Below are 23,151 nucleotides of genomic sequence, written 5' to 3'. Positions count from 1 at the left end.
GGCACATTCGGCTTTTGGGAGGAGTAACACGACACGCACGACTTCGACAAAGACCATGTGTTTGAGGGTTCGGCCTGCCTTCCTCCCCCTGCGTCGCTTTACGACAGTCACGAAATCACCAAGCGCGAGGCGATTCGGGCGTCGCTGTTAGCCAGAATCCGATGTGATGAAGGTAGTCACTATTGGCGGGGGCGATTTAAGTGTCTGTTGGACGATGCAACTTCGCTCCGCGGCCAGTTTCAATTTCTCGATTAACTCGGTTGAAGTACCTGTTCTGGCTGTGAAACGAACGTCGCAGGCCATGGTTTGGAAGCCGACTGGCACATTTGGATCCACGGCCATGCAGCCGCGTACATCAACCGTAGCGGTCACGCTGACCTGCAAACTGGTGAGTTCAACGCCGAGCAGGTTGGCGATGAGGCGCATGGTCGAATCCTGACAGGCTGCCAGCGCAGCGCAGAGCATGTCTCCAGGAGTGGGGCTGTCGTGCGGCCCCCCGACCGCAGCGTGCGTGCCAATAGGCACAACTACACCACAACCATCCATAGGTTCGACTTTGGAGTGAAATGGATCGGACGGTACGTCCCCGCAGGTTCGTGCGTGATCGGTGACCAGTGCGGCGGCCGGTGTCACCTTATACATGGCCCTCAGGGGCTTCTGAGCAGTACTGACGATGGCCTCCATATCCGGTACTCCTTTGTTTGTGACGCGTAACGCCCGCGTTAAGCGGCGCGCGATACGTACGCCGGCAACATGCAGCGCATATGCGTAGATTGCGCCGAGAACACGACTGGCCGATACGGGAAAGCTACGGAAAGGTATTTCGGTAAGATTACGTACAGGGGCACTAGCGAGTGCTTGGTGGGCGATATCCGCAACCCGCAGCGGACATTTCGCCGGCGGAAGGCCCCCGTCTCGCAAGATCGTGACCATGACCATCGCGCGTCGTAGGATGACCTTCTGCGTCGCGCTAGGTTCGCGAACCGATACCAAGGTGTGATCGTTCGATCTGATCCGTTGTGATGCTATGGCGCTGGGCGCGCCCGCTAGTCGCGTTGGCTATTCGCTGCGTTTTTCGATTCGACGAGGAAGCAGTCATGGTGAGACAAGCGAAGATAACGGCCACGTTGGCGATAGCTGCCGGGTTGATCCTCATGATGTGCGTGCCCGGTGCGAGCGCCGCCTCGCCCTTACCCGACCCCTCGAGAGCCGGCGTGACTGAGCGTCTCTACCGATTGGATTGCGGCCACTCGCTTGCGAACGACGAATCGGTATGGACTCCGGGAAAAAACGTCGGACGCAGCATTGAATTCTCTTCTACTTGCTGGCTGATCAAGCACGGGGGTGAATGGTTGCTCTGGGACACGGGTGTTCCCGAGGCTACGCTCAACGATCCACGCGGCTGGTCGACACTGCCTAAGTTGATTGTGTATCACCTGGACAAATCATTGACCAGCCAGCTTGCCGAGATTGGCTTGAAACCCGGCGATATCACTTACGTCGCCGTATCTCACACGCATGGAGACCATATAGGCAATGTCGACTTGTTCCCTGAGGCGACGGTCTTGATCCAGCGGGCCGAATACAACTGGATCCATTCCAATAACGGACCCAACGACAACGTCAACCAGTTGATGGCGTTGGCTCGCAAGCTCCTTGGTACACCGAAGAAACTGAAGCTACTGGACGGTAACACCGACGTATTCGGTGACGGCAGCGTCGTGCTGATCTCCACACCCGGGCATACCCCGGGCAGCCAGTCGCTGTTGGTGCACCTGAAAAATTCCGGCTTCATCATCCTGTCCGGTGACGTCGCCCATTCTGCGGAAAACCTTCAGAACGACGTCGTGCCTGCGCTTAATACGGATCGTGCGGCGTCCATCGCATCGATGGAAGAAATCAAGCGATTGATCGCCACGTACAAGGCAACGATCTTCATCAACCACGACAAGAAGCAAACCGACACGCTCAAGTTGCTCCCGGCCTTTTACGATTAGCGCTATCCATACCTTGCACTCGAGACACGCAACCGCGGAGTGGCGTCGAAATGCCTGGGCGGGCGTTGGGTGCTCCCTCTGTTCGCTCAAGCCTTTCACTTGAGCTGAAGACCATCTTGCTCGCGGCTGCTGAGGTAGCCATACGCTGACCGTCCGCTTGCGACTGCGGATTCACCCGCTCATGGACGCCTTAGTAGCGAGGCTTTTCGGGGCGCGCCGACTGGGCTTCTACAAAGGCTCGGGGCCGGGCAACGCTTGCATCGCTGCATGGCTCACGTTGTGTAGACGGCGTCGGGCGTAATCCTAAGAGGGGTTTGAATCTGGCGTCTTTGCCGGGGGAGGGGCCATGCGCCTTGCCAATGGCAATCCTGCGACACGCGCAACCAGCCTCTGGCTAGAGAGGCATGCTGCGCGCTCCTGGTTCGGTGCATCTGGCACGTGCGCACGGGCGACACCAAGGATGTTGGGCAGGACCGGCCTGGCCATCGTGCTCGCGTTGGGGTTCAGCGTGGCAGTCCGCGCCCAGGTCATCTCCAACGCGGGCCCGGAGGTGACCACCTACGGCGTCATCCAGCCCCTGGCCCGTCAGATGGGCATGGCTTCCCTGGGCACACTCAACGAGCGCGTGGGCAACACGCTCTCCCCATCCATTGGCATGGACGGGACCGCCGGTTGGTGGACCCCGCCCAGCGGCTGGGTTCGGGTGATGGGCGAGCAAGTCGATAACCACTACCGCGCCCTGACTGACCCCGAGGTCAAAGGCGACCTGCTCGGCATCCAGGCGGGCGTGGATGTATGGCGCGATCGCCAGCCTTCCGGGCAAGGAGATGCCGTGGGTGTGTATCTCGCCTACACCCATAGCCGCGGCGATGTCACCGGTCTGGTCACGAATCAGAGCGCGACGGCCGAGGAGAACGAACCCGCGGGAACGACGAGACTCGACGGGTATGGCGGAGGCGCGTATTGGACACACATGGGCGCGGGAGGCTGGTACACCGACGCCGTGCTCCAGGGCACGCACTACAGCGGCCACGCCAGTGCCGCGCACGCCTATCTGCCCATTTCGGGTGAGGGGTACGTGGCCTCGTTGGAAGCGGGCTATCCGTTCGCCTTCGAGCTTGGAGCACCGTTTATCCTTGAGCCCCAAGCGCAATTCGTATGGCAGCACACGAGTTTTGGATCAAAGAACGACGGGTTGACTGATGTCGACCTGGGTAGCAGCTCCGGAGTCAGTGGCCGACTGGGGGTGCGCGGACAGTGGACCATCGCCGAGGAAGGCGGGAGCGTCTATCAGCCTTTCCTGCGAACCAACGTCTGGCGGGATTGGAGTGGCGAGGTGACGACGACCTACGCGGGCATCGTCCAGGTGCCGGTGCAACAGCAGATCACCCGCATCGACGTGGCCGCAGGCCTCACGGCCACGATCGATCCTCGCCGGCACTTCGGCTTCTACATTCAGATAGGCACGCGGTTCACCCTCACTGAATCGGATCATCGGCGTCAGGATGGAGTATGGGGTAGCGGAGGCGTGCGGTTGAGCTGGTAGGCGTGGTGTGAACTCGATGCGCTGACCACCGGTGAGGCATCGCGTCCTCATGACTGCCCTCGGCCAGTCCTAGCTGGAAGGTCAGCCAGCGTCCGATTCCGACCCTAAGCTGACACTCTCCATTCGCACTACCGAAGAAAACTCAGGGTTCCAGTGCGTGATAGCGGCCGTCTCCGCTGTCCAGAAGAAGCGCGGGAATGCGAATCTGTATCTGCCAACCAAGGAAGCCGTGCAATGACAACAATCGAGACCTCGCCACAGCTGTATGCACGAACTGGCGGCTTGCTCTACCTGTTCATCATCGTGTTTGGTGGCTTCGCCGAGGGCGTGGTTATGAACCGCGTGATTGTGGCCGGTGACGCTGCAGCCACGGCCCACAACATCATGGCTTCACCGGGTCTATGGAACCTCAGTGTGGCCGGTAATCTGCTCGTGCCCGTATTGGCTGTTGCACAGGCCTGGATCTTCTATCTCTTGCTCAGGCCAGTGAACAGGCAGCTCGTGCTGCTCTCTGTGTTCCTGGTGCTGGTATCGCTGTCTGTCGAGTCCGTCAGCAAATTATTTCTTCTTGCCGTCATGCCCATCCTGGCAAGCGCCAATCACCCGGGTGCATTCGACCCTCTCCAGGCGCAATCCCTTGCTCATCTCTCGCTGGTCCTGCACGACATCGCATTCAATATCGCCTTGATATTCTTTGGCTTCAGCTGCCTGGTGGATGGCTATTTGATTTTCAAATCGGGTTATCTCCCAAGGTTGGTCGGTCTGCTGATGCAACTTGCCGGCCTGTGCTACTTGATCGCCTGCTTCGCCGCGTTGCTTGCTCCGACCTTTGCCAATGTAATCACGCCCGGCATTCTGATTCCGGCACTTATCGGTGAATCGACATTTTGCCTATGGCTGCTAATCAAGGGCGTCAATGTGGTTAAGTGGAAGGCGCGCACAAGCATCGAAGCGTTGAGTGGTGCATCGGCCTCGCTGTAGAAATAGGTCAACAAAGGGCGCTGAGGCAGTTCAGTGCATTTGATCTTCTGCGCCTCCTATGTCCAGGGGCGCCGTACCCACGTTGCGGTGATGCTGGGCGGCAACGAGCCATGAGGTGGCCTGGTTTCGACCCATGACAGACCTCGAGCGCTTCGACCATATAACCTGTGCCGGAGCGTAGGGAGTCTTTCGTCCATCGGGCTTCCACCACAATGTCTGGCATCGGCCGCCGCTCGCCGGTTCCAGGAATTTCATCCAGGGGAAAATATGAAGATTTCTATAGCATCCGCATGGGTTTCGGCTTGCCTGTTGCTATGCCTGATGCTTGATCCAGCCCACGCTGTGGGTGCGCCGGCAGCCGACGATGTCAGGCCTAAGGTCGCCGGCCCCGCCAAGGCGGAGGGCGAGGCGAAGCCATCGTTGGAGACCATGCAGATCCCCAGCCACGGATCGCTGATGAATGCCTTGGCCTACGTGGCGGGCGGTGCCGGGCCGCATCCGGTGGTGATCCTCTTGCACGGCTTTCCCGGAAACGAGCGCAACCTGGACCTTGCACAGGACATGCGGCGCGCCGGGTGGGACGTGGCCTACTTCAACTATCGCGGCTCGTGGGGTTCGCCGGGAGGTTTCTCCTTCTCGCACAGCATCGACGACGTGGCGTCGGCCGTTGCCTATCTCCGCGAGCCCGAAAACGCCAAGCGCTTGCGACTTGATCCCTCACGCATCGTACTCGTGGGTCACAGCATGGGCGGCTTCATGGCCCTCCAGGGAGCTTCGGCGGACCCTGCCATCAGGGGTGTGGCGATGATCTCCGGGGCCGACATGGTGGGCGAGCTGGAACATCTGCAGTCGAAGGCGTCGAGGGCCGCTGCCCTCAGCCAAATGAGCGTGTCACTGGCCGGCGAAGGCATGGCCCCGCTAAGCGGATGCACCCCGGATGGTTTGGCGCGCGAGTTGTCCGAGCATGCGCCTGCCTGGCGGTTTCCCTCAAAGGTCGGGGCTGTCAAGGATCGTCCCGTCTTTGTAGTGACTTCGGACGACGGACTGGCGCCTCTCGACGATGCCTTTAGCAACGCGCTTCGCCAAGCGGGTGACACTCGCGTGAGCGAGCTGCACCTGGCGACGGACCACGCGTATTCGGACAAGCGAACGGAGCTCTCTCACGCCGTGCTGCAGTGGCTTGAAACGGTCAAGTGAGCCGAGGGCCTGCAGAGGCGGCGTCCAAGTCCGAGGTCAGAGTGCAGTCAATTCAAAAGCTGCGCTCTGACCCGGGCTTCTGAGGCGTGCGGTTGAGCTGGTAGGCGTGGTGCGAACGCGTTGCGCTGTCAGCCGGTAAGCATTGGGTCCTCATGACTGCCCTTAGACATTCCTGGCTGGATAGTCAGCCAACGTCCGGTTCCAACCCGAAACCGACGCTCCAACAAATTGGTTGAACGCTCTAGCATCAGGGAAAAGCGCATGAACCTGGGCCCTCATGAAACGAGTTCGAGCCGGATGCTATTGGGCGAGTGTTTGTGCGGTGACATCCGTTATCGCGTGGAGGACAGCTTCCTCTATGCCCTGAACTGCCACTGCTCGCAATGCAGAAAGGCGACCGGTTCCGCTTTCAAGCCTTTCGCAGGTATCAAACGGAGCAAGTTGAGCGTCATCGAGGGTGACAAGTCGCTGCAAATCTTTGGTGATGAAGACGGGCATGACGCGCGCTGCAAACGATGTGGATCCCTTCTCTATTCCTTGGTTCGCGACGGTCAATACGTGCATGTCACCTTCGGCACCCTGGTCGACACGCCATCGATACGGCCGACCGCACACATTTTTGTCGGCTCAAAGGCGTCGTGGTACACGATCAACGACAATCTTCCGCAACACCAGGAATTGCCCTGACGGACGCTTCACTGCGCGTTGCTCGTGGCATGACTCGTGGTTAGCTGAAGTGTCCGCATCCAACCCAAACCGAGGTCAGAGTGCGCTTTTCTGAAATAACTGCACTCTGACCTTGGATTTGTTCCCCCGGTTTTGGCAAGCATGGGGCTCATAACGGGTCGGTGACGGGCTGCTGGCCTAGTCCGGTCGCGCCGAGGCGGGGCCGTAGAGGGCGATGCACCCAGCCGGGCGTCGTGCACCGACTGATCTTCCGCCCGGATCCCTGGCTATGTCTTCCGCCATATTGAGCGGTCATGGCCATGCCTCACTATCGCAATGCTTTGCGCCCATTGGGCCGACCCTGGCTCCTCACGGAGGGACTGCAACATGCGTACTCGCCTGGTTTCCGCCATCGTGCTGGCACTGACTGGCGTGGCTTTCACCAGCACAGCCCTGGCTGCCAACGCCGCGCCGATGGCGCAGACCACCACCCAGCTGCCACGCGCGGTGCGCCCTTCGCACTACGCGGTGTCGATCAGCCCGCACCCGTCCTCGCTGAGCTTCGATGGCAAGGTGACGGTGGACGTGGAGGTGCTCGCGCCTACCAGCACGATTACCCTCAATGCCCTCGACCTGAGCTTCAGCAAGGCGCAGCTGACTGCTGAAAAGAGCGCCGTCGCCATGCTGCCCAAGGTCAGCACCGACAACGACGCCCAGACGGTGACCTTCACCTTTGACAAGCCGCTCGCCAGGGGCAAGTACCAGCTGTCGATGAGCTATAGGGGCAAGATCGCCACCCAGCCCAACGGGCTGTTCGCCATCGACTACGACAGCAAGGCCGGCAAGAAGCGCGCGCTGTATACGCAGTTCGAGAACTCGGACGCTCGCCGCTTCATCCCCTCCTGGGACGAGCCGAACTACAAAGCCACCTTCGATCTGGATGTGACGGTTCCCTCCGGCGACATGGCGGTGAGCAACATGCCGGTGGCCTCGAAGACCGACGCCGGCAACGGCCTCTCGCACATCACCTTCAAGACCTCGCCGAAGATGTCGACCTACCTGCTGTTCTTCGGCACCGGTGAGTTCGACCGCATCACCACAACGTCCGACGGCGTGGAGATCGGCGTGGTCACCCAGAAGGGCCTGAGTTCGCAGGCTGCCTTCACGCTGGAATCGGGCAAGGCGGTGCTGAAGGAATACAACGACTACTTCGGTGTGCCGTATCCGTTGCCCAAGCTCGACAACATCGCCTCGCCGGGCAGCAGCCAGTTCTTCTCGGCGATGGAGAACTGGGGCGCGATCTATACCTTCGAATACTCGCTGCTGCTCGATCCGTCGATCTCCACCCAGTCGGACAAGCAGTGGGTATTCAGTGTCGCCGCGCACGAAATGGCCCACCAGTGGTTCGGCGACCTGGTCACCATGCGTTGGTGGGACGACCTGTGGCTCAACGAAGGCTTCGCTTCGTGGATGGCCTCGCGCACCACCGATCGCCTGCACCCGGAGTGGAACACCCGACTTGACGCCGTGGCCGCGCGCGAGCGAGCCATGGCGCGCGATGCCGTGGTCACCACCCACCCGGTGGTGCAACACGTGGCGACCGTAGAGCAGGCCAGCCAGGCTTTCGATGTCATCACCTATTTGAAGGGCAGGTCGGTGATCCGCATGCTGGAAGCCTATGTCGGCCCCGAGAACTGGCGCACTGGCGTGCGCAACTACATCAAGGCCCATGCCTACGGCAATTCCGTGTCGGATGATCTGTGGCAGGCGATGGATGCGGCGGCGCCGGGCAAGCACGTCAGCACCGTCGCGCACGACTTCACGTTGCAGCCGGGCGTTCCGCTGATTCGCGTGGAGCCGGGCGAGTGCGTCAACCACGCGGTCACGCTCAAGCTCAGCCAGGGCGAGTTCACCAAGGATCGTCCGGAGAAGCAGCCGTTGCGCTGGCATGTGCCCGTGGTCGCGCAGAGCATCGGCGGCAAGCCGGTGAGCGCCCTGGTGGACGGCACGGCGACGCTGACGGTGCCGGGCTGCGGCCCGGTGCTGGTGAATGCGGGGCAGAGCGGTTACTACCGCACGCTCTATTCATCGACGCAGGAGGCGGCGATCGCCGGCAGCTTCGCCAGGCTCGCGCCGATCGACCAGCTTGGCGTGATGGGTGATACCTGGGCACTGGGCATGGCCGGCCTGCAGCCGGTATCGGACTTTCTAGACCTCGCCAAGGCCACCTCGGTCGACGCAGACCCGCAGATCTGGGACGAAGTGGCTGGCAGATTCGCCGCGCTCGACGACTATTACCGTGGCGATGCGAGACGGCAGCAGGCATTCCGCGCCTTCGCCACCAAACGACTGTCGCCAGTGTTCGCGCGCGTCGGCTGGGAAGCGAAGCCGAACGAAAGCGTGCCGACCACCATCCTGCGCAGCCACCTGATCGGCGTGTTGTCCACTCTGGGCGACAACGAAGTCATCGCCGAGGCGCGTCGCCGCTACGCGGCGCAGGCTACCGATGCCAGGGCTGTGCCGGCCGAGCTGCGCAAGACCATCCTCGCGGTGGTCGCCGGCCACGCCGACGCTGCTACCTGGGATCAGCTGCATGCCGCGGCCAAGGCCGAGCGGACCCCGCTGGTGAAGGACAACCTGTACGCCCAGCTTGCCTCGACCGAGGACACAGCCCTGGCCAAGCGGGCACTGGATCTGGCGCTCAGTGATGAGCCGGGCGCGACCAACAGCGCAGGCATGATCGACATGGTGTCGCGCCTGCATCCGGAACTGGCTTTCGACTTCGCTCTAGCCCATCGGGAACAGGTCGACAAGCTGCTCGACGGCCCCTCCCGAAGCGGCTACTACCCGTCCCTGGGTACCAACTCGTTCGATGCCGCCATGGTCGACAAGATCAACGACTATGCCGCCAAGTACGTCGCCGCCACCTCGCGCCGCGACGCCGAGACAGCGGTGGCCAATATCAAGTACCGCATGATGGTGCGCAACGAACGGTTGCCGGCGGTGGACGAGTGGTTGTCGAAGAACGGCAGCTGAGCCCATTGCCCTTTCACTTCCGCAACAACGAACCGCAAATAGCCCCGACTGTCCCGGGGCTATTTGTTTGGTCCTTGTCACCATTCGTGGCCCACTGAAATCCCGCAAGGACCGGCAAAAAAAGAGGTGAATGCGTCGGCTTACTGCCAGCATCGCGCTGGCTTCGGCTTTTCTATCAACCCAGGTGTTCGCCGACATCAGCTGAGGCAGCTCGCGACGGAGGAATAGCTTCTTGCTTACGTCCGCTTCCGACCCACAGCGGACCTTAACCAACTCATTTAGTGCGGGTAGTGCGAGGCAAACGACGTATATGCCAAGGCGATCAGAATTGCCAAAAAAAACACGCTACCAAAAATGTAAACCAGCAGCGAACGCCTTCTTATAAATTGGCGCATCATCTTTTGTTTGTCGGTCAACCGCGCTTCTTGCTCAGGTGTTAGGGGCCGCAACAGTTCATCTCTCAAAGCTGACATACATGCTCTCCGTTCTTGATCCAAACATCCTACTTAAGAAGCCGCGTTACACGCGAATCCTACTCTAGACGGGTCAACGTATGGGCGCAGCAAGCGTCGTAAGGAAACAAGGCGGCATTGCTATTCTATGTCGAAGTGCGCAAGCCTAGGAAAGTCCGCTTTCGACCCGGAGCGGCCATGACGGATCGAACATAGGCAGTGAAGCGATGTTTGAGGCTGCGTGGAGGAGCTATGACGCACCAGAATTTTTGGGATGTGCACGGCTGGCTATTTATCCTGGCCATGTTTTTCTTTCCACGCCTCACGTTGATCTTCAGCTCGGTTGCTACTGGCGGGTTTCTTTGGTGGTTGGGCTGGCTCCTGACGCCGCGCCTCCTGGTTGCCATTCTGGCTACGAATGCCTACTGGCATACCAATACCATCCTCGTCGTGCTCACATGGCTCTGGATGCTCGGAGGCGAAGGCGCCGAAAAGTCGGTTGCGAACAGGTATAAGCAGCGCGCCAATGGCGGTGCTAACGTCAGATAGATCTGGTCCACTTCCGACCCGATGCGGATGCTCTTCTGATCGCCGACCGAGGTAGGATTCGTGAAGAGAGTTCTGACGTCCCTGTTCGGCGGCCTGACCTTCGATGTGCTCGTCACTACGATCGCGATGCTCACTGTCCCGATCAAAAGCTTGATGCTGCGGATTCCCAGGCAATTGGGGCGGTTGCCCTGCTGCATTGGTATTGTAGTCCTGACGTTGTCTACCTTGATGGCGGGGCCCGCGGTCGCGCAGGTCGGATCGGGACCGACCGCCGCACCCATGCCGCCCGCGTTGCCAGCCCCGTTGGACAGGCTGTTCCAGGGCACGATCGAATTGGCCGTCAGCGCCACCGATACCGATCACCAAATCTTCTCCGTGCACGAGACGATCCCCGTCCAGGCACCGGGCGATACCGTGTTGCTCTATCCCGAATGGGAAACGGCCAGCCACGCGCCTACCGCCACGGTGGCGGAGTTGGCTGGCCTGGTCGTGCTCGTCGATGGCAAGGCATCGGAGTGGAGGCGCGATCCGGCGGATATGCACGCCTTCCACGTCGACGTGCCCAAGGGCGCGAAATTGCTGACGCTGGACTTCCAGTTCCTTGCGCCGACCCAGGCCCACCTGTTGCGGCCGGACATGGTCATGGTCCCCTGGCAGCGCGTCTTGCTCTATCCCGCCGGCTGGTATGTGCGGGACATCCCTGTGGCCGCAACGCTCGCGCTCCCGCCTGGGCTAACGCCTTTCACGGCACTGGCTCTTCATGCGGGCAAGGACGGAACGTTGGGCTTTCAACCGGTAACGCTGGAGCAGTTGATCGACGCCCCCATCTATGCCGGGCGATACACGCGCCGGATCATGTTGAACGGGGGCGCTGCCCAACCGGTGACGCTGGATCTACTGGCTGACGCAGAAGAAGACCTTGCCATCACCCAGTCGGAGGTCGAACGCATGAAAGCGCTCATCGCCCAGAGCCTCAAGACCTTCGGCACGGCACCGTACCGGCATTACGACGCAATCGTCACCCTGAGCGATGTCTTATCGCCCGACGGCGGCGGTGGCGGTGTCGAACATCTTGAGGAGGGTGAAAGCAATCTTCCTGCTGCCTACTTCACCAACAACGCGAAACAACTCAATAACCTCGACCTGATCGCCCACGAATTTGTCCACGCATGGAACGGCCGGTGGCGCCAACCGGCGGACTTGTGGTCGCCCACCTTCAATCAGCCGGTCGGTGGATCGCTGCTGTGGGTGTACGAAGGGCAAACCGAATTCTGGGGGCGCGTGCTGGCAGCCCGCGCCGGCCTGCGCGATCACCAGCAGACGCTGGACAAGCTCGCCATGGATGCGGCCACCGTCGCCAACCGGAGTGGCCAACGCTGGAAAGACCTGCAAGACAGCACCAATGACGCGGTCTACATGGCAAAACACCATGTCGTATGGCCTGACTGGCAACGCCGTGAGGACTACTACCCCGAAGGCGTGTTGCTGTGGCTGGATGTGGACGCACGGCTGCGCGAATTGAGCCATGACGAACGCGGCATCGATGACTTCGCGCGCGCATTCTTCGTCAAGGACAGCGCGCAACCAACACGGACCTATACCTTCCAGGATGTCTGTGATGCGCTGGACAGAGTCGCCCCGGATGACTGGGCCGCGTTCCTCAATCAGCATCTCCACAGCCATAGCGCGGACGAAGCGATCGCCGGCTTGGCCCGCGCCGGCTGGAAGCTTGTCTACACCGATACGCCCACTGAAACGTTTCGGCAGAACGAAGAAGAAGCCGGCGCCATCAATCTCGACTATTCGATTGGTGTGCAGATCAGCGCGGATGGAAGCGTTCAGTCGGTTCGATGGGACAGTCCGGCATTCCGCGCTGGATTGTCGCCTGGTTCAAAAGTGCTGGAGGTCAATGGGCGACCCATGTCGAGTCGCGCACTCTTGGCGGCGGTCGAGTCAGCTGGAACAAAACTCCTGAGCATCCGCGCCGACATCCATGGGAACAAGCGGGTCGTCACCATCGACTACCGAGGCGGACTGCGCTATCCCCATCTCGAGCGCATTGCAGACACACCCGACCGGCTATCTGCTTTGCTCGGCAAAGGGGGGGTGAAGGTAGTTGAATAGCGAAAACGGAAGTCTCAACAACTTCCGCCCCCTTTGTCGAAAAGGGCGCCATCGGGGCGTGTCCGCTTCCGGCTGAATCCGCAACCCGTAGCGGACCCATTCATATGAGTCAGCCATGATGGCCGCCCCTCAGAAGAGGGAGACAGTAAGCCCTACGCCGATGCCAAGGGACTGCTCATGCTCCTTCCCGAAGTCGTATCCATATTCTGGTTCTACATACCAGCCAAGATGGTGATTTGCGCTGGTCCAGTAGATGAGTTCGGCTTCGACCGCCGCGCCAGCTGAGTTGCGAATGTGGCTACCGATGGTGTGATTCCATTCCGGCCCTAGGCCCGCCTCGAATTCGAGATTGGGACTCAGCGGGTATTCCTTCTTGATGATGACGTCGGTGTTCCATTCCGTCGTGTGACCACCACGCAGAGGGGCGGTGCCGATCTCGATCTCGAAATCCTTGAAGCTTTCAATTTCGAGGCCGACACCGGGCCCGCGTTGGTGTTGATGATCTTGCAGACTCCATTCGTCTGCACCACCGAATTCGAGCCGTATGGGGCCGTCCTTGTCGTCGTCGCCACGGGCTTGCAGACTAATCAGCAGCAGGGTGGCGGTCAGCGAGGCCGTCACGATTCTCATGGGATTCCTTGTAAGCGCCGCTGTTAGGTGCAGGCGCTGCTTTATAAGGCCCCGGTCTTAGTTTTGCCTTTGCCCCATCCAGGCCCGGCCTGCCTGGTTGCGTGCAGGCCTCGATTGGCGGTCGCTGCGACGGTCTGATTCCGTCCCTCGGCGGCCATTGAGAGGACGGTGCGGGTTATCTTGCTTCCGAGCCTGGAAACGCCCTCTGTTTGCCAGCAGCGCTGCTTGCAGGCCCCCATCCTTTACCGCGCAACGCGAAGCCGCCATTATCGCTGGAGGGGGGCGTCGGCGGATTCAGAGGCCCAGCGAATGATGTGTCGACCACACGCACACCAACTCCACTTGGTGCCGCCGACCGCATATCAATGACTCAAGAAACGGCGACTCGACCAGGCAATACCGATCCATGAATCACCACAGCTTGACCTCGCCCTCCGCCGATAGCTTCACGCGTAGCTTGCTGATGGCCATCATTGTGCTGGCACTGCTAAGCACACTCAGCGGCTGGGGCATCATGGGCGCGCGTGGTCTGCTCTCTCCGGTGCTGCGAGGGATGTTCGCTACATGCACGCTGGTTCTGGTGGGCCTATTCGTCGTCGCGTGGCGGCGGATGCTACCGGCCCGCGCTTTAGGACTGGGCTGCCTGCTGTTTGCCGTCGCCGTCTGCGCGCTGTGCATGGTCTTGCGCCTGTATTCGCCACGCTACGGCGCCGCCCTCGACCTGGAGCCGCTTTATCTGTGGATCCCGGTCCTCTACGTGTTCGCATTCACCCTGACGGACCATAAGACCAGCCTGGCAATCTCGCTGGCGGTGATGGCGCTGTTCGCTTCCATCAGCGTGCCTTATTTGATACGCGACATTGATGGCCCCTACGCCAACTTCACCTTGCAGCTGCACGTCGTTTCCCTGGTATTGATAGCCGCGTTGTATTTCTTTTCCAGCTACCAGCGCCGCCTCCAGCTTGCGGAGCTGACCGTCGGCGAGCTCGCGGCGCTGTCCAATACGGACGAACTCACCAAGCTGTGCAATCGTCGCCGCATGGCTACCCTGATTGACGTCGAGCTAGGGCACCTGCGGGAGCGGGGGACCCTGTTTGCGTTGGTGCTCTTTGACATCGACCACTTCAAGGGGATCAATGACAAATTCGGGCACGGTGCTGGCGACGCGGCGCTCGTCGCGCTGGCCGCGCGTGCTGCGCAAGTGTTTCGCGGCATGGACACCTTGGCCCGCTGGGGCGGCGACGAGTTCGTGGCGCTGCTTCGTAACGCGGATCTCGCAGAGGCGCTGCACATCGCGGGTGCCCTGTGCCGACATGTTGCGACGGAACCGATGGTCGGTGGCCACGGGATTACGATCAGTTGCGGCGCGACGATCGCATTGGATACGGACAGCGTCGACAGCGTGCTGCAGCGTGCCGATGCGGCGCTCTATGCCGCCAAACGTGCCGGCCGAAATCGCGCCGAGGGCGTGCGGTAGGCGCCAGGGCTAGGGTAGTCGGGCTGCAGGTGGAAGATTCGGCAACGTGATTCCCAAAGCGCTCACCGCGATACCGCGGTGTTTCTGGTCCTCGTGATGCGGTGACGCGCGTCGTTAATGAGGTGAGCGTGAAGTCACCCGCGCGAGGCGGGGCAGCCTATGGTGCCCGTCGGGGTATAAGCTACGAAGTCCAGGGGCCGAAGTCTCGATGAATCAGTAAGGGATTCTCGAGACGCGACACGGCAAGGAGCGCCATAACCGGGTCCGGATGGGGCGCACTGGGGCATGGCGAACGAAAAGCACCCGGAAGAGCAGGAGAAACCCCCGGCGTTTGCGTTTGCGAACGTGGTCGTCGACGCGTGGGCCCATCGGGTGACGCGCGATGGACGTGAAATTACCGTGGAGCCGAAAGCGTTCGCGGTGTTGCTGGAGCTGTTGGCGCATCCCGGCCAGCTGATCAGCCGTGACGACTTGCTGGACGCCGTATGGGGACACAATTTCGTCACGCCTTCTACACTCAGCCGCGTCATTGCGCACCTGCGCAGGGCAATGGCGGACGACAGCGAACAACCGCGCTATATCCAGACCGTGCACGGCCTGGGCTACCGCTTCATCGCGCCGCTCAGTGAGCAGCAAGCGGAGCAGGAGGAGGCGCCGGCACCGGCGCTGAGCTTCGTGCCGCCGGCCCGTGCCCGCCTGCCGCAACGGGCCGACCCGTTGATTGGACGCGACGACGACATCACCCAGCTCGGCCGCCTGCTGCAGGATGTCCGCCTGGTGACGGTGGCGGGCGCGGGTGGCATCGGCAAGACGCAGGCCGCCCTGGAAGTGGCGCGTAGCGTCAACCGGGATTTTCTGGACGGCGTGTGGTTGTTCGATTGCACGGCGCAAACCGACGGTGAGGGGCTCGCACGCTGGCTCGCCGGACTGTTTGATATACGCCTCACCGCTGGCATGGACGAATTGATGACGCGTCTAGGCGCCCTGCTGCGGACGCGTCACGTGTTGCTGGTGTTCGACAACTGCGAACGTATCGCCGGGCCATTGGGGGCGGCGATCGAGGTCCTGCTGGCGGCAAGCGTGGATCCATGCGTGCTGGTCACCAGCCAGCATCGACTGAATTGTCAGGGCGAAACGCTGTACTGGCTGCCGCCGCTGGAGGTGCCGCCAGTGGGCGAATGGAACACGGACGAGGATGTCGCCCGCCTGTCCGAGGTCGCTTCGGTGAAGCTGCTGCTGACGCGCTCGCGCGCCTTTGCATCGGGTTTCGCGCTGACCTTGGCCAATGCACCCACGGTCGCCGAGATCTGTCGTCGCCTGGATGGACTGCCGCTGGCCCTGGAGATCGCGGCGGCACGACTGCGCCTGCTGAGCCCCGAACAGTTGCTGCAGCGCATGGACGTCCATTTGCTGAATATCGCCGAGGGCTGCCCCAGCTGGCCCGCCCGCCACAAGACCTTGCGTGCGCTGATCGACTGGAGCTTCGCGTTGTTGTCGGGGCGCGAGTGCTCGCTGCTCAGCGGCCTCAGTGTCTTCATGGGCCCCTGCACGCTGGGCGGAGCCAATGCGGTCGGCGCGGTATTCGGTCTCTATGACGAACAGGTCGTGGATGCCTTGGGTGGACTGGTCGACAAATCCTTGCTGGTCGTCAACGCCGCGACGCTGCCGCCGCACTATCGTTTGCTCGACAGCGTGCGGCTCTACGCGCTGGAGAAACTTGCCGAGAACGGCGATGTGGAACGCGTGCGCGACGCGCATCTGGCGCACTTCGTACGTCTTGCAGAGCGTGTCGACGCAGAGATACGCGGCGAGCACGAGCAGTGGTGGTGCGATCGGGTCAGGCACGAATGGGCCGATCTGCACGCTGCTTTCGACTATGCCGTATCGCGGCGGGATCGCGTGGAGATGGCGCTGGCCCTGAGCGGCAATCTCTGTTGGTACTTCAGGATGGGCGCCGACTACGGCGAGGCCACGCGCTGGCTCGATCAGGCCTTGTGCCTGGGACTGGCGCTGACGCGGCAGCGGGCGCAGGCGCTCATTGCCTGCGGCATCATGCAACACCAGTTGCAGGTGCACGAGCGCGCGCAGGAACTGCTGCGCGACGGCATTGCCTTGGCGGAGCAGCTGGGGGAGTCGAGCCTGGCCGGTGCCGGCCGGGCCGTACTGGCGTTTGAGTTGGCGACCTCCGGAGATATCGCCGGCGCGGAGGCCTGCGCGGCCTCGGCACAGGTCATCGCGGATGTGCAGGGCGACGCGTGGCTACGCTCGATGGCGCTGTTGGGGCGAGGCATCGCGTTCGCCCTGGGCGAACAGCACCGCGAGGCGGAGGCTTGTCTCGGCGAAGCCTTCGATGCGGTGTCGACGCCCGGCCATGGCGTGTATCAACAGGCATACGTCCTGATCAACCGGGCCTTGCAGCGCTACTACCTGGGTCAAATGCCTGGCGCCGCGGGGGACTGGCTGGCCACCATCGAAGCCTTTGTGGAACTCGAGGACTGGCGCGGCGTGGCCGGCTGCGTCGAAGGCGCCGCTTATTTGCTGAGCGGGCATGGCGATGCCACGCGCGCTGCGCGCTTCCTGGCTGCGGCGGCACACATCCGCGAATTGACCGCCGCGCCGCTCATGCCGCAATGGCGCAAGGCGCAGGCCATGGTCGAAACGGTGGTCCGCGACTCGCTCGGGCCATCCATGCAACAGCTGCAGAAGGACGCCGTCACCACACGCTTCACGGAGATCGTGGCGGAAGCCCGCACCGCCCTGGCAGAAGTGGCGGCGAATCAGTCGGCTCGCGCTGATGTCGGTCGACGCTCCCGGTCGTGACGCGCGCGGGCATGGGGGCCGTGGCATGGGTCGGCGCGCCCGATTTCTTCGTTATCAGGGTTTCCAGTCCACCGCATGGTCCTCGAGGTAGGCGTCGACGGCCGCACCGATGGTGGGATAGAGCGCGCCAAATCGATCAAGCAAGGCGAAGCGCTGCAGCTTTTGCTTGACCGGGTCCTTCATCTCCGCGAAGCGCAGTTCGATGCCGGACTCGCGCAGTGCCTGTTCCAGCTCGGCGAGCATGTCTGCCGAGGTTACGTCGATACTGGTGACCGGCTCGGCGGCCACGGTAATTCGCCGCACCCGCGTAGGCGCCTGCGCCACGGCCTCGAGCACGCGCTGGTGGAACAACTCGGCATTGGCGAAGAACAGGGGGGCATCCCAGCGGAACAGCACTAGGCCGGGAATCAGCCGCGCCTCGGGATAGCGCTTGATGTCGTGGTAGCCGCGGATGCCGTCGACCCGGCCCATCACGGCGAAGTGCGGCCGCCAACCGTCCCACAGGAATTCCATGACGGCGATGCCGATGGCGATACCAATGCCGGGAATCACGCCAAGCACCGCGACACCGACGAAGCAGGCGATCGACAGCCAGAACTCCCACTGTTGAATGCGGAAGATGCGGCGCAGGTCGTCGAACTCGAACAAGCCGATAGCTGAGGCGATCACGACGGCCGCCAGCGCGCTGCTGGGCAGGTGCTTCAGCAGGTTCGGTGCGACGAGCAGCAACACGGCCACCGCCACGGCACCGACCACGCCGGTGAGCTGGGTCTTCGCGCCCGCTGCCTCGGCGACGGGTGTGCGCGAGGAGCTGCTGCTGATCGGGAATCCCTGGAACAGCCCCGCCGCGAGGTTCGCCGCACCCAAGCCGACCATCTCCTGATTCGGATCGACGGTGACGTGGGTCCTGGCCGCGTACGTGCGCGACAGCACGCTGGTATCGGCGAACGCCACCATGGCCACCGCGCTGCCGCCGATCAGCACCTGGCCCAGGTCGGTGAGACCGATCCATGGCAGCGCAAACGCTGGCAGGCCCTGAGGCAGCGGACCGAGCACCTTGACTCCCATGCTTTGATCGAGGCCAAAGGCACCGACCACGAGCGTGGCGACCACTACGGCGATCAGCAGGCCGGGAATTCGTTGCCAGCGCTTGAGCAGCAGGATGATCGCCAGCGTACCGATGCCGATCGCGAACGCCGTCCAGTTGGTCTGGCTGCCGAAGATCGCCTGGACGATGCGCACGAGGTTGCGCAGCGGTCCCGCACTGTCGATGGAAAAGCCGAGCAGCTTGGGCAACTGGCTGATCAGCACGGTGAGAGCGATGCCGTTCATATAGCCATAGCGGATCGGCTTCGACAGCAGCTCGGTGACAAAGCCCAGGCGCAGCACCCCGATCAGGATGCACACCAAGCCCGACACGATCGCCATCAAGCTGGCCACGGCCACCGCGCGCGCCGGATCGCCGGCAGAGAGCGGCAGGACGACCGCGAGAATCACCGCAGCGAGCGAGGAATCCGGCCCCAACACCAGGATGCGGCTGGGACCAAACAGCGCGTAAGCGATGAGGGGAACGATGGTGGCATAGAGGCCATAGATGCCCGGGACACCGGACGCCACCGCGTAGGCAATGCCGACCGGGACCAGCATCGTGGTCAGCACCAGGCCGGCCATCAGGTCGTGCGGCAGCCAGGACGCTTCGTATTGGCGGATGATGCGTAGTCCGGGTAGCCAGCGCTGCCAACCGTTCATGCCGTGTCCTTTGTGGATACCGACGGATGCAAGCGTAGACTCACGTCCATGAGTCTACTGGCGTTTCCTCATACCGCTCAGTCAGGTTCGCTGCGGGTCGTAAGTGGACATCCGCAGCACGTCAATGGCTGAATCCGTGGGCAGACCTACGAGAGCGCTCACCACCCTCGCACCGATGGTCATCATCGCTCAATCGAGGTGTGCTCAGGGCTGCAGCGTGGCCGTCAGCATGATCGGCTGGTCGGTATGGCCGTTGGGGCCGCGGAATTCGTAGATCCAGCGCGTGCGGAACTCGACATTGCTGCCCATCCAGCGGTGGGCCCAGGAGACCTGGGGGCCGACGCCCATCGCGAGCCCGTTGTTTGCCTCGTAGTTCGCGCCCCGGCCCGGCATGCTGCCAGGGTCGGAACTGGGCTGCTCGATCGCGGCGGCCACGCCACCAAAGCCCCAGCCGCCCGGGGTTCGTTTCACCAGCATCGATTCGAAGCGTCCCACGAAGCCGTTCTGATACATCGCATTGGTTTTCTGCGAGAACACGCCCATCGCGAAAAACGTGGAGGATTCGACGTCGGAGCCCGGAAAGACCTTGGTGTAGGAAACCCGGGGCCGGATGCTCCAGACGTCCATGGCGGTATTGGTGGGACGGCCATATTGATAGCCGTGTGACGTCGAGGCCATGCCCAGGGAAATGGCGATCCGGTCGGTCTGGCTGATGCGATAGCTGGCAATGACCGGGACGAAGCTGGCTGCGTAGTTGGCATTGGTCGGACTGACACCAAGCGCGTCCGCTTCGATGCCGGGAGGCAGCGGGGTGGCATAGGCCGAGCTGGCCAGCGACGCGATGCTCCATCGCCCCTGCCCCGTGCCCCATGCATGCATATCGTTCATTTCAGGAAACGTCCACGTTCCGCCGAACTCCTTGGCAGCCTGAACAGCGTCCGGGGCTGGTGCCAGCGGGGCCGGGAGGCCTGCGTCCGGGATCGTGCTGGCATGCCCGGCCCAGTCCGGACCGGCTTGCCCCAGCTGCGCAGACGCTGTCGCCTGGGAACCCGCACCCCCGTCTCCAGCGAGCACCGGCACCGACCAGAACAGCGCCACCAGCAATACGGTGGCCGTACGGAATAGCGGACTCATCGCCATGCCCCAAGAAGGCATTTAGTCAGTTATTGACTACGCGGAGAGCGCGGGCCTGGTCGATGGCGGTGGCCGACATCATGAAAGTCGTGGAACCGTCGCCACGAAACCTTCCTTCGCGACGACCAGATGCGCTTTCAGCGCCATATTTAGACACCATGCGCGTCAATCTCACGTGCACATGGGTGTGAACCTCAGCGCGTGCGTGACGTGATCTTCATGGCCGCGGCGATAAGTTCGAGGGACAAGGCAAGGCTGGAGCGGCGGCCGCCGCTCCTTCGCGCGAACGACGGCGAGGTGAGCCGCCGTCGAGGGGATGTTTATATGCGTGCCACGTCCAGGCCGAAAAGAGGGCGATGCGATGGCAAAGGACAAGAAGGCAGCCAAAGGGGACGAGCCCGCCGAGCGGACCAGGCTCAAGAACAAGGACTATCAGAGCGAGCTGCAGAAGCTGCACGTGGAGCTGGTGAAGCTGCAGGGCTGGGTGCAGAAGGAAGGCGCCAAGATTTGCATCGTGTTCGAAGGGCGCGATGGCGCAGGCAAGGGCGGCACCATCAAGGCCATCACCGACCGGGTAAGCCCACGCGTGTTCCGCGTGGTGGCGTTGCCGGCACCCACCGAGCGCGAGAAGAGCCAGATGTATATCCAGCGCTACCTGCCGCATTTGCCGGCGGCGGGCGAGATCGTCATTTTCGATCGCAGCTGGTACAACCGCGCGGGCGTTGAGCGCGTGATGGGTTTTTGCACCGAAGAACAGGTCGAGAACTTCCTGCACGTGGCTCCGCTGGTCGAACGCATCATGGCGGCCTCCGGCCTCACCCTGCTGAAGTATTGGCTGGAAGTCGACGAGGAAGAGCAGACGCGGCGCTTGCAGGCGCGCATCGACGATGGGCGCAAGATCTGGAAGCTGTCGCAGATGGACCTGAAGTCCTATGGCCGCTGGTACGACTACTCGCGCGCACGCGATGACATGTTCCGTGCCACCGACACCGAGTTTGCACCGTGGCTGGTGGTCAACTCCAATGACAAGCGCCGCGCCCGCCTCAACATCATCAACGACCTGCTCAACCGCATTCCGTACAAGGAAGTGCCACGCGCGAAAGTGGTGCTGCCCAAGCGCGAGAAACGCGGTGATTACCGCGAGCCGGATTATCCCTACCGCTACATCGACGAAAAATACTGACGGACGCGGGCGATGTGCCGGCGCTGCAGAGGACGGTTGCTACAGGAGGGCGTTCATGACCCGCTTACTGCTTGGCAATATCGAACCGGGTACGTCCGAAGAGGAGGTCACGGCCTTCCTACACAAATACGGCTTTCCCTCCTATAGCCATATCGAGCAGGTGCCCGGCGACGGTTCACGGCCTGCCGTCCTGCTGACCTACGCTGGCGTCACGGAAGCAGAATTGGAAAAGTTGAAACCGCGTGTCCATGGCATGTTCTGGAAGAAGCGCGTGCTCAACGTGATGATCCTGGGCGACCACATGAACCATGTGGAGTGAGTGCGGCCGTTCTGGGCCTGAGTCGATGGCCAGTGAATGCGCGCCGTGGCGACGCCAGGATGGCCAGGCCCTGACGCATGGCGGGCCTCGCGGCCCTCGTAGTGGCTACAAATGCACGGTGGCGGACAGCAGCATGGGCTGATCCGCGCGTCCGCCGGGGCCATTGAATTCGTAGATCCAGCGATAGCGGAATTCGATGTTTCCGCCGCGCCACCTGGTATTCCAATTGATCTGCGGCCCCACGCCGAGGCCCACGCCATCGAAGTTCGGGTTGCGCGGCATGCCGTAGCTGGGTGCGGTCGGATCTTGTGAGTAGTGTTCGATCGCCGCTGCCACGCCGCCGACGCCCCAGCCGCCCGCGCCTTGTCGCATCACCACGGTTTCGATGCGGCCTACCGCACTGTTCTGGTAGATCGCATTGGCTTTGCGCGAGAACCAACCGACGGCGACGATGGTGGAGGCATCCGCGTCACCGCTGGCCAGGGTCTTGATGTAGGCCACCTTCGGCGTGAGGGTCCAGAAGTTGTACGCGGCCTTGCTACGCCGGCTGCTCTGGAGGTTGCTGCTGGCCGCGGTGACGCCATACGACACCGCGATCCGGTCGGTCGGACTGATGCGGTAACCGGCCAGGAGTTGGGTGCGGGCGATCGCGCCGTCACCATTGGCCATGAAGACGGGGCTGCTCGGCAGGTTGCCCGCCTGCAGGTTGAACGCATCGGACGACGGGTTGTTCGACGTCGTCACCGCGGCAAAGCTCCATCGGCCGACGTCGCGGCTCCAGTTACTGCGGTCGCCGGCTGCGGGAAACGCCCAGGCTTGGCTCATCACCGTCGTCAGGCGGACGGCATCCACGGTGGTGATGGGCGCCGCCCAGTTCGGTGCGCTTGCCAGGCCGGTGTCCATTGCGTCCACAGGACTGTTGGTTTGTGGCCCGGCGTACGCAGCGACGGACCCGCCACGCAAAAGAGGGTTCGAGCCGCCATCGGCAGCCGCGGCCACCGCTGGAACGATCGCTGCCGCCAGTGCAGCGGCGGTAGCGGCAGACCACAACCTGCACATCGCCCTACCCTCCAGGCAAGGAGCACTCGGTCACGCAACGATCTTTAAGCGACGGCGAGGTGTGGTCGCGGGTGGCACGCCGTCAGGCCGTTGGTTGCCCGCGCTCCCCGCGTGCCGACGACCCCCGCCTCCGGTCGTCCATTTAAGCCAGCGCGCGCGTCAACCGGGCGTGCAACGCATGTGTGGATGACCATCGCTTTGGGGCGCGGAAAACCATGGCGGACGCCCCACG

18 protein-coding genes are annotated in these 23,151 nt (G+C 62.4%); 12 read left to right on the top strand and 6 right to left on the bottom strand.

Translation table 11 applies throughout. The annotated features are described in order from the left end of the window. Positions 1–147: 147 nt before the first annotated feature. Positions 148–546, bottom strand: a complete 399-nt coding sequence (locus OUZ49_RS13975; RefSeq protein ID WP_266151101.1) for an OsmC family protein — start codon at positions 544–546, stop codon at positions 148–150. A 551-nt stretch (positions 547–1,097) separates the two neighbouring features. Here OUZ49_RS13975 and OUZ49_RS13970 point away from each other — a divergent pair. From OUZ49_RS13970 to OUZ49_RS13945, 6 genes are all read left to right on the top strand, one after another. Continuing rightward, on the top strand, positions 1,098–1,997 hold the full coding sequence (locus OUZ49_RS13970) for an N-acyl homoserine lactonase family protein (protein WP_266151088.1): 900 nt from the start codon (positions 1,098–1,100) through the stop codon (positions 1,995–1,997). Between the two features lie 460 nt (positions 1,998–2,457). Next, a complete protein-coding gene (locus OUZ49_RS13965; protein ID WP_266151087.1) occupies positions 2,458–3,543 on the top strand; it encodes an autotransporter outer membrane beta-barrel domain-containing protein in 1,086 nt (361 codons plus the stop codon). A 234-nt stretch (positions 3,544–3,777) separates the two neighbouring features. After that, positions 3,778–4,524 (top strand): DUF4386 domain-containing protein, encoded by a 747-nt coding sequence (locus OUZ49_RS13960; RefSeq protein ID WP_266151086.1) that lies wholly within the window; start codon positions 3,778–3,780, stop codon positions 4,522–4,524. 429 nt (positions 4,525–4,953) lie between these two features. Beyond that, complete coding sequence (locus tag OUZ49_RS13955; protein ID WP_266151085.1) at positions 4,954–5,721, top strand: alpha/beta hydrolase family protein; 768 nt, start codon at positions 4,954–4,956, stop codon at positions 5,719–5,721. 261 nt (positions 5,722–5,982) lie between these two features. Beyond that, positions 5,983–6,408 (top strand): GFA family protein, encoded by a 426-nt coding sequence (locus OUZ49_RS13950; RefSeq protein WP_266151084.1) that lies wholly within the window; start codon positions 5,983–5,985, stop codon positions 6,406–6,408. Positions 6,409–6,774: 366 nt separating this feature from the next. Further along, entirely contained in the window at positions 6,775–9,423 is a 2,649-nt protein-coding gene (locus OUZ49_RS13945; protein WP_266151083.1) for a M1 family metallopeptidase, read from the top strand. Positions 9,424–9,701: 278 nt separating this feature from the next. Here OUZ49_RS13945 and OUZ49_RS13940 read toward each other — a convergent pair whose 3' ends face one another. Continuing rightward, positions 9,702–9,896 (bottom strand): hypothetical protein, encoded by a 195-nt coding sequence (locus OUZ49_RS13940; RefSeq protein WP_266151082.1) that lies wholly within the window; start codon positions 9,894–9,896, stop codon positions 9,702–9,704. A gap of 231 nt (positions 9,897–10,127) precedes the next feature. Between OUZ49_RS13940 and OUZ49_RS13935 the strand changes: the two genes are divergently transcribed. Together OUZ49_RS13935 and OUZ49_RS13930 are read left to right on the top strand one after the other, a co-directional pair. Next, a complete protein-coding gene (locus OUZ49_RS13935) occupies positions 10,128–10,424 on the top strand; it encodes a hypothetical protein (RefSeq protein ID WP_266151081.1) in 297 nt (98 codons plus the stop codon). A gap of 60 nt (positions 10,425–10,484) precedes the next feature. Further along, positions 10,485–12,548: a M61 family metallopeptidase gene (locus OUZ49_RS13930; RefSeq protein WP_266151080.1), complete on the top strand. Its 2,064-nt coding sequence runs from the start codon at positions 10,485–10,487 to the stop codon at positions 12,546–12,548. A 129-nt stretch (positions 12,549–12,677) separates the two neighbouring features. On the opposite strand, the gene OUZ49_RS13925 is transcribed toward OUZ49_RS13930, so the two are convergent. Continuing rightward, entirely contained in the window at positions 12,678–13,178 is a 501-nt protein-coding gene (locus tag OUZ49_RS13925; RefSeq protein ID WP_266151079.1) for a hypothetical protein, read from the bottom strand. 406 nt (positions 13,179–13,584) lie between these two features. On the opposite strand from OUZ49_RS13925, the gene OUZ49_RS13920 reads away from it, so the two are divergent. Then, positions 13,585–14,655: a GGDEF domain-containing protein gene (locus OUZ49_RS13920; RefSeq protein WP_266151078.1), complete on the top strand. Its 1,071-nt coding sequence runs from the start codon at positions 13,585–13,587 to the stop codon at positions 14,653–14,655. A 285-nt stretch (positions 14,656–14,940) separates the two neighbouring features. After that, positions 14,941–17,475: an ATP-binding protein gene (locus OUZ49_RS13915; protein WP_266151077.1), complete on the top strand. Its 2,535-nt coding sequence runs from the start codon at positions 14,941–14,943 to the stop codon at positions 17,473–17,475. Positions 17,476–17,529: 54 nt separating this feature from the next. Here OUZ49_RS13915 and OUZ49_RS13910 read toward each other — a convergent pair whose 3' ends face one another. Further along, positions 17,530–19,224, bottom strand: coding sequence for a SulP family inorganic anion transporter (locus OUZ49_RS13910; RefSeq protein WP_266151076.1), 1,695 nt, complete (start codon positions 19,222–19,224; stop codon positions 17,530–17,532). Between the two features lie 204 nt (positions 19,225–19,428). After that, positions 19,429–20,358, bottom strand: coding sequence for a transporter (locus tag OUZ49_RS13905; RefSeq protein ID WP_266151075.1), 930 nt, complete (start codon positions 20,356–20,358; stop codon positions 19,429–19,431). Positions 20,359–20,719: 361 nt separating this feature from the next. On the opposite strand from OUZ49_RS13905, the gene ppk2 reads away from it, so the two are divergent. Both ppk2 and OUZ49_RS13895 read left to right on the top strand, forming a co-directional pair. Then, positions 20,720–21,541, top strand: a complete 822-nt coding sequence (ppk2, locus tag OUZ49_RS13900; RefSeq protein WP_266151074.1) for a polyphosphate kinase 2 — start codon at positions 20,720–20,722, stop codon at positions 21,539–21,541. 55 nt (positions 21,542–21,596) lie between these two features. Further along, positions 21,597–21,860, top strand: a complete 264-nt coding sequence (locus tag OUZ49_RS13895) for an RNA-binding protein (protein ID WP_266151073.1) — start codon at positions 21,597–21,599, stop codon at positions 21,858–21,860. Between the two features lie 105 nt (positions 21,861–21,965). Here the strand turns inward: OUZ49_RS13895 and OUZ49_RS13890 are convergent, their stop codons facing one another. After that, positions 21,966–22,763, bottom strand: coding sequence for a hypothetical protein (locus tag OUZ49_RS13890; RefSeq protein WP_266151072.1), 798 nt, complete (start codon positions 22,761–22,763; stop codon positions 21,966–21,968). Positions 22,764–23,151 lie beyond the last annotated feature (388 nt).

It is taken from the genome of Dyella halodurans, assembly GCF_026283925.1.
GTDB lineage: Bacteria > Pseudomonadota > Gammaproteobacteria > Xanthomonadales > Rhodanobacteraceae > Dyella > Dyella halodurans.
Note: the sequence above shows the minus strand (reverse complement) of the source record. Positions and strands in the feature narration are given on the sequence as shown.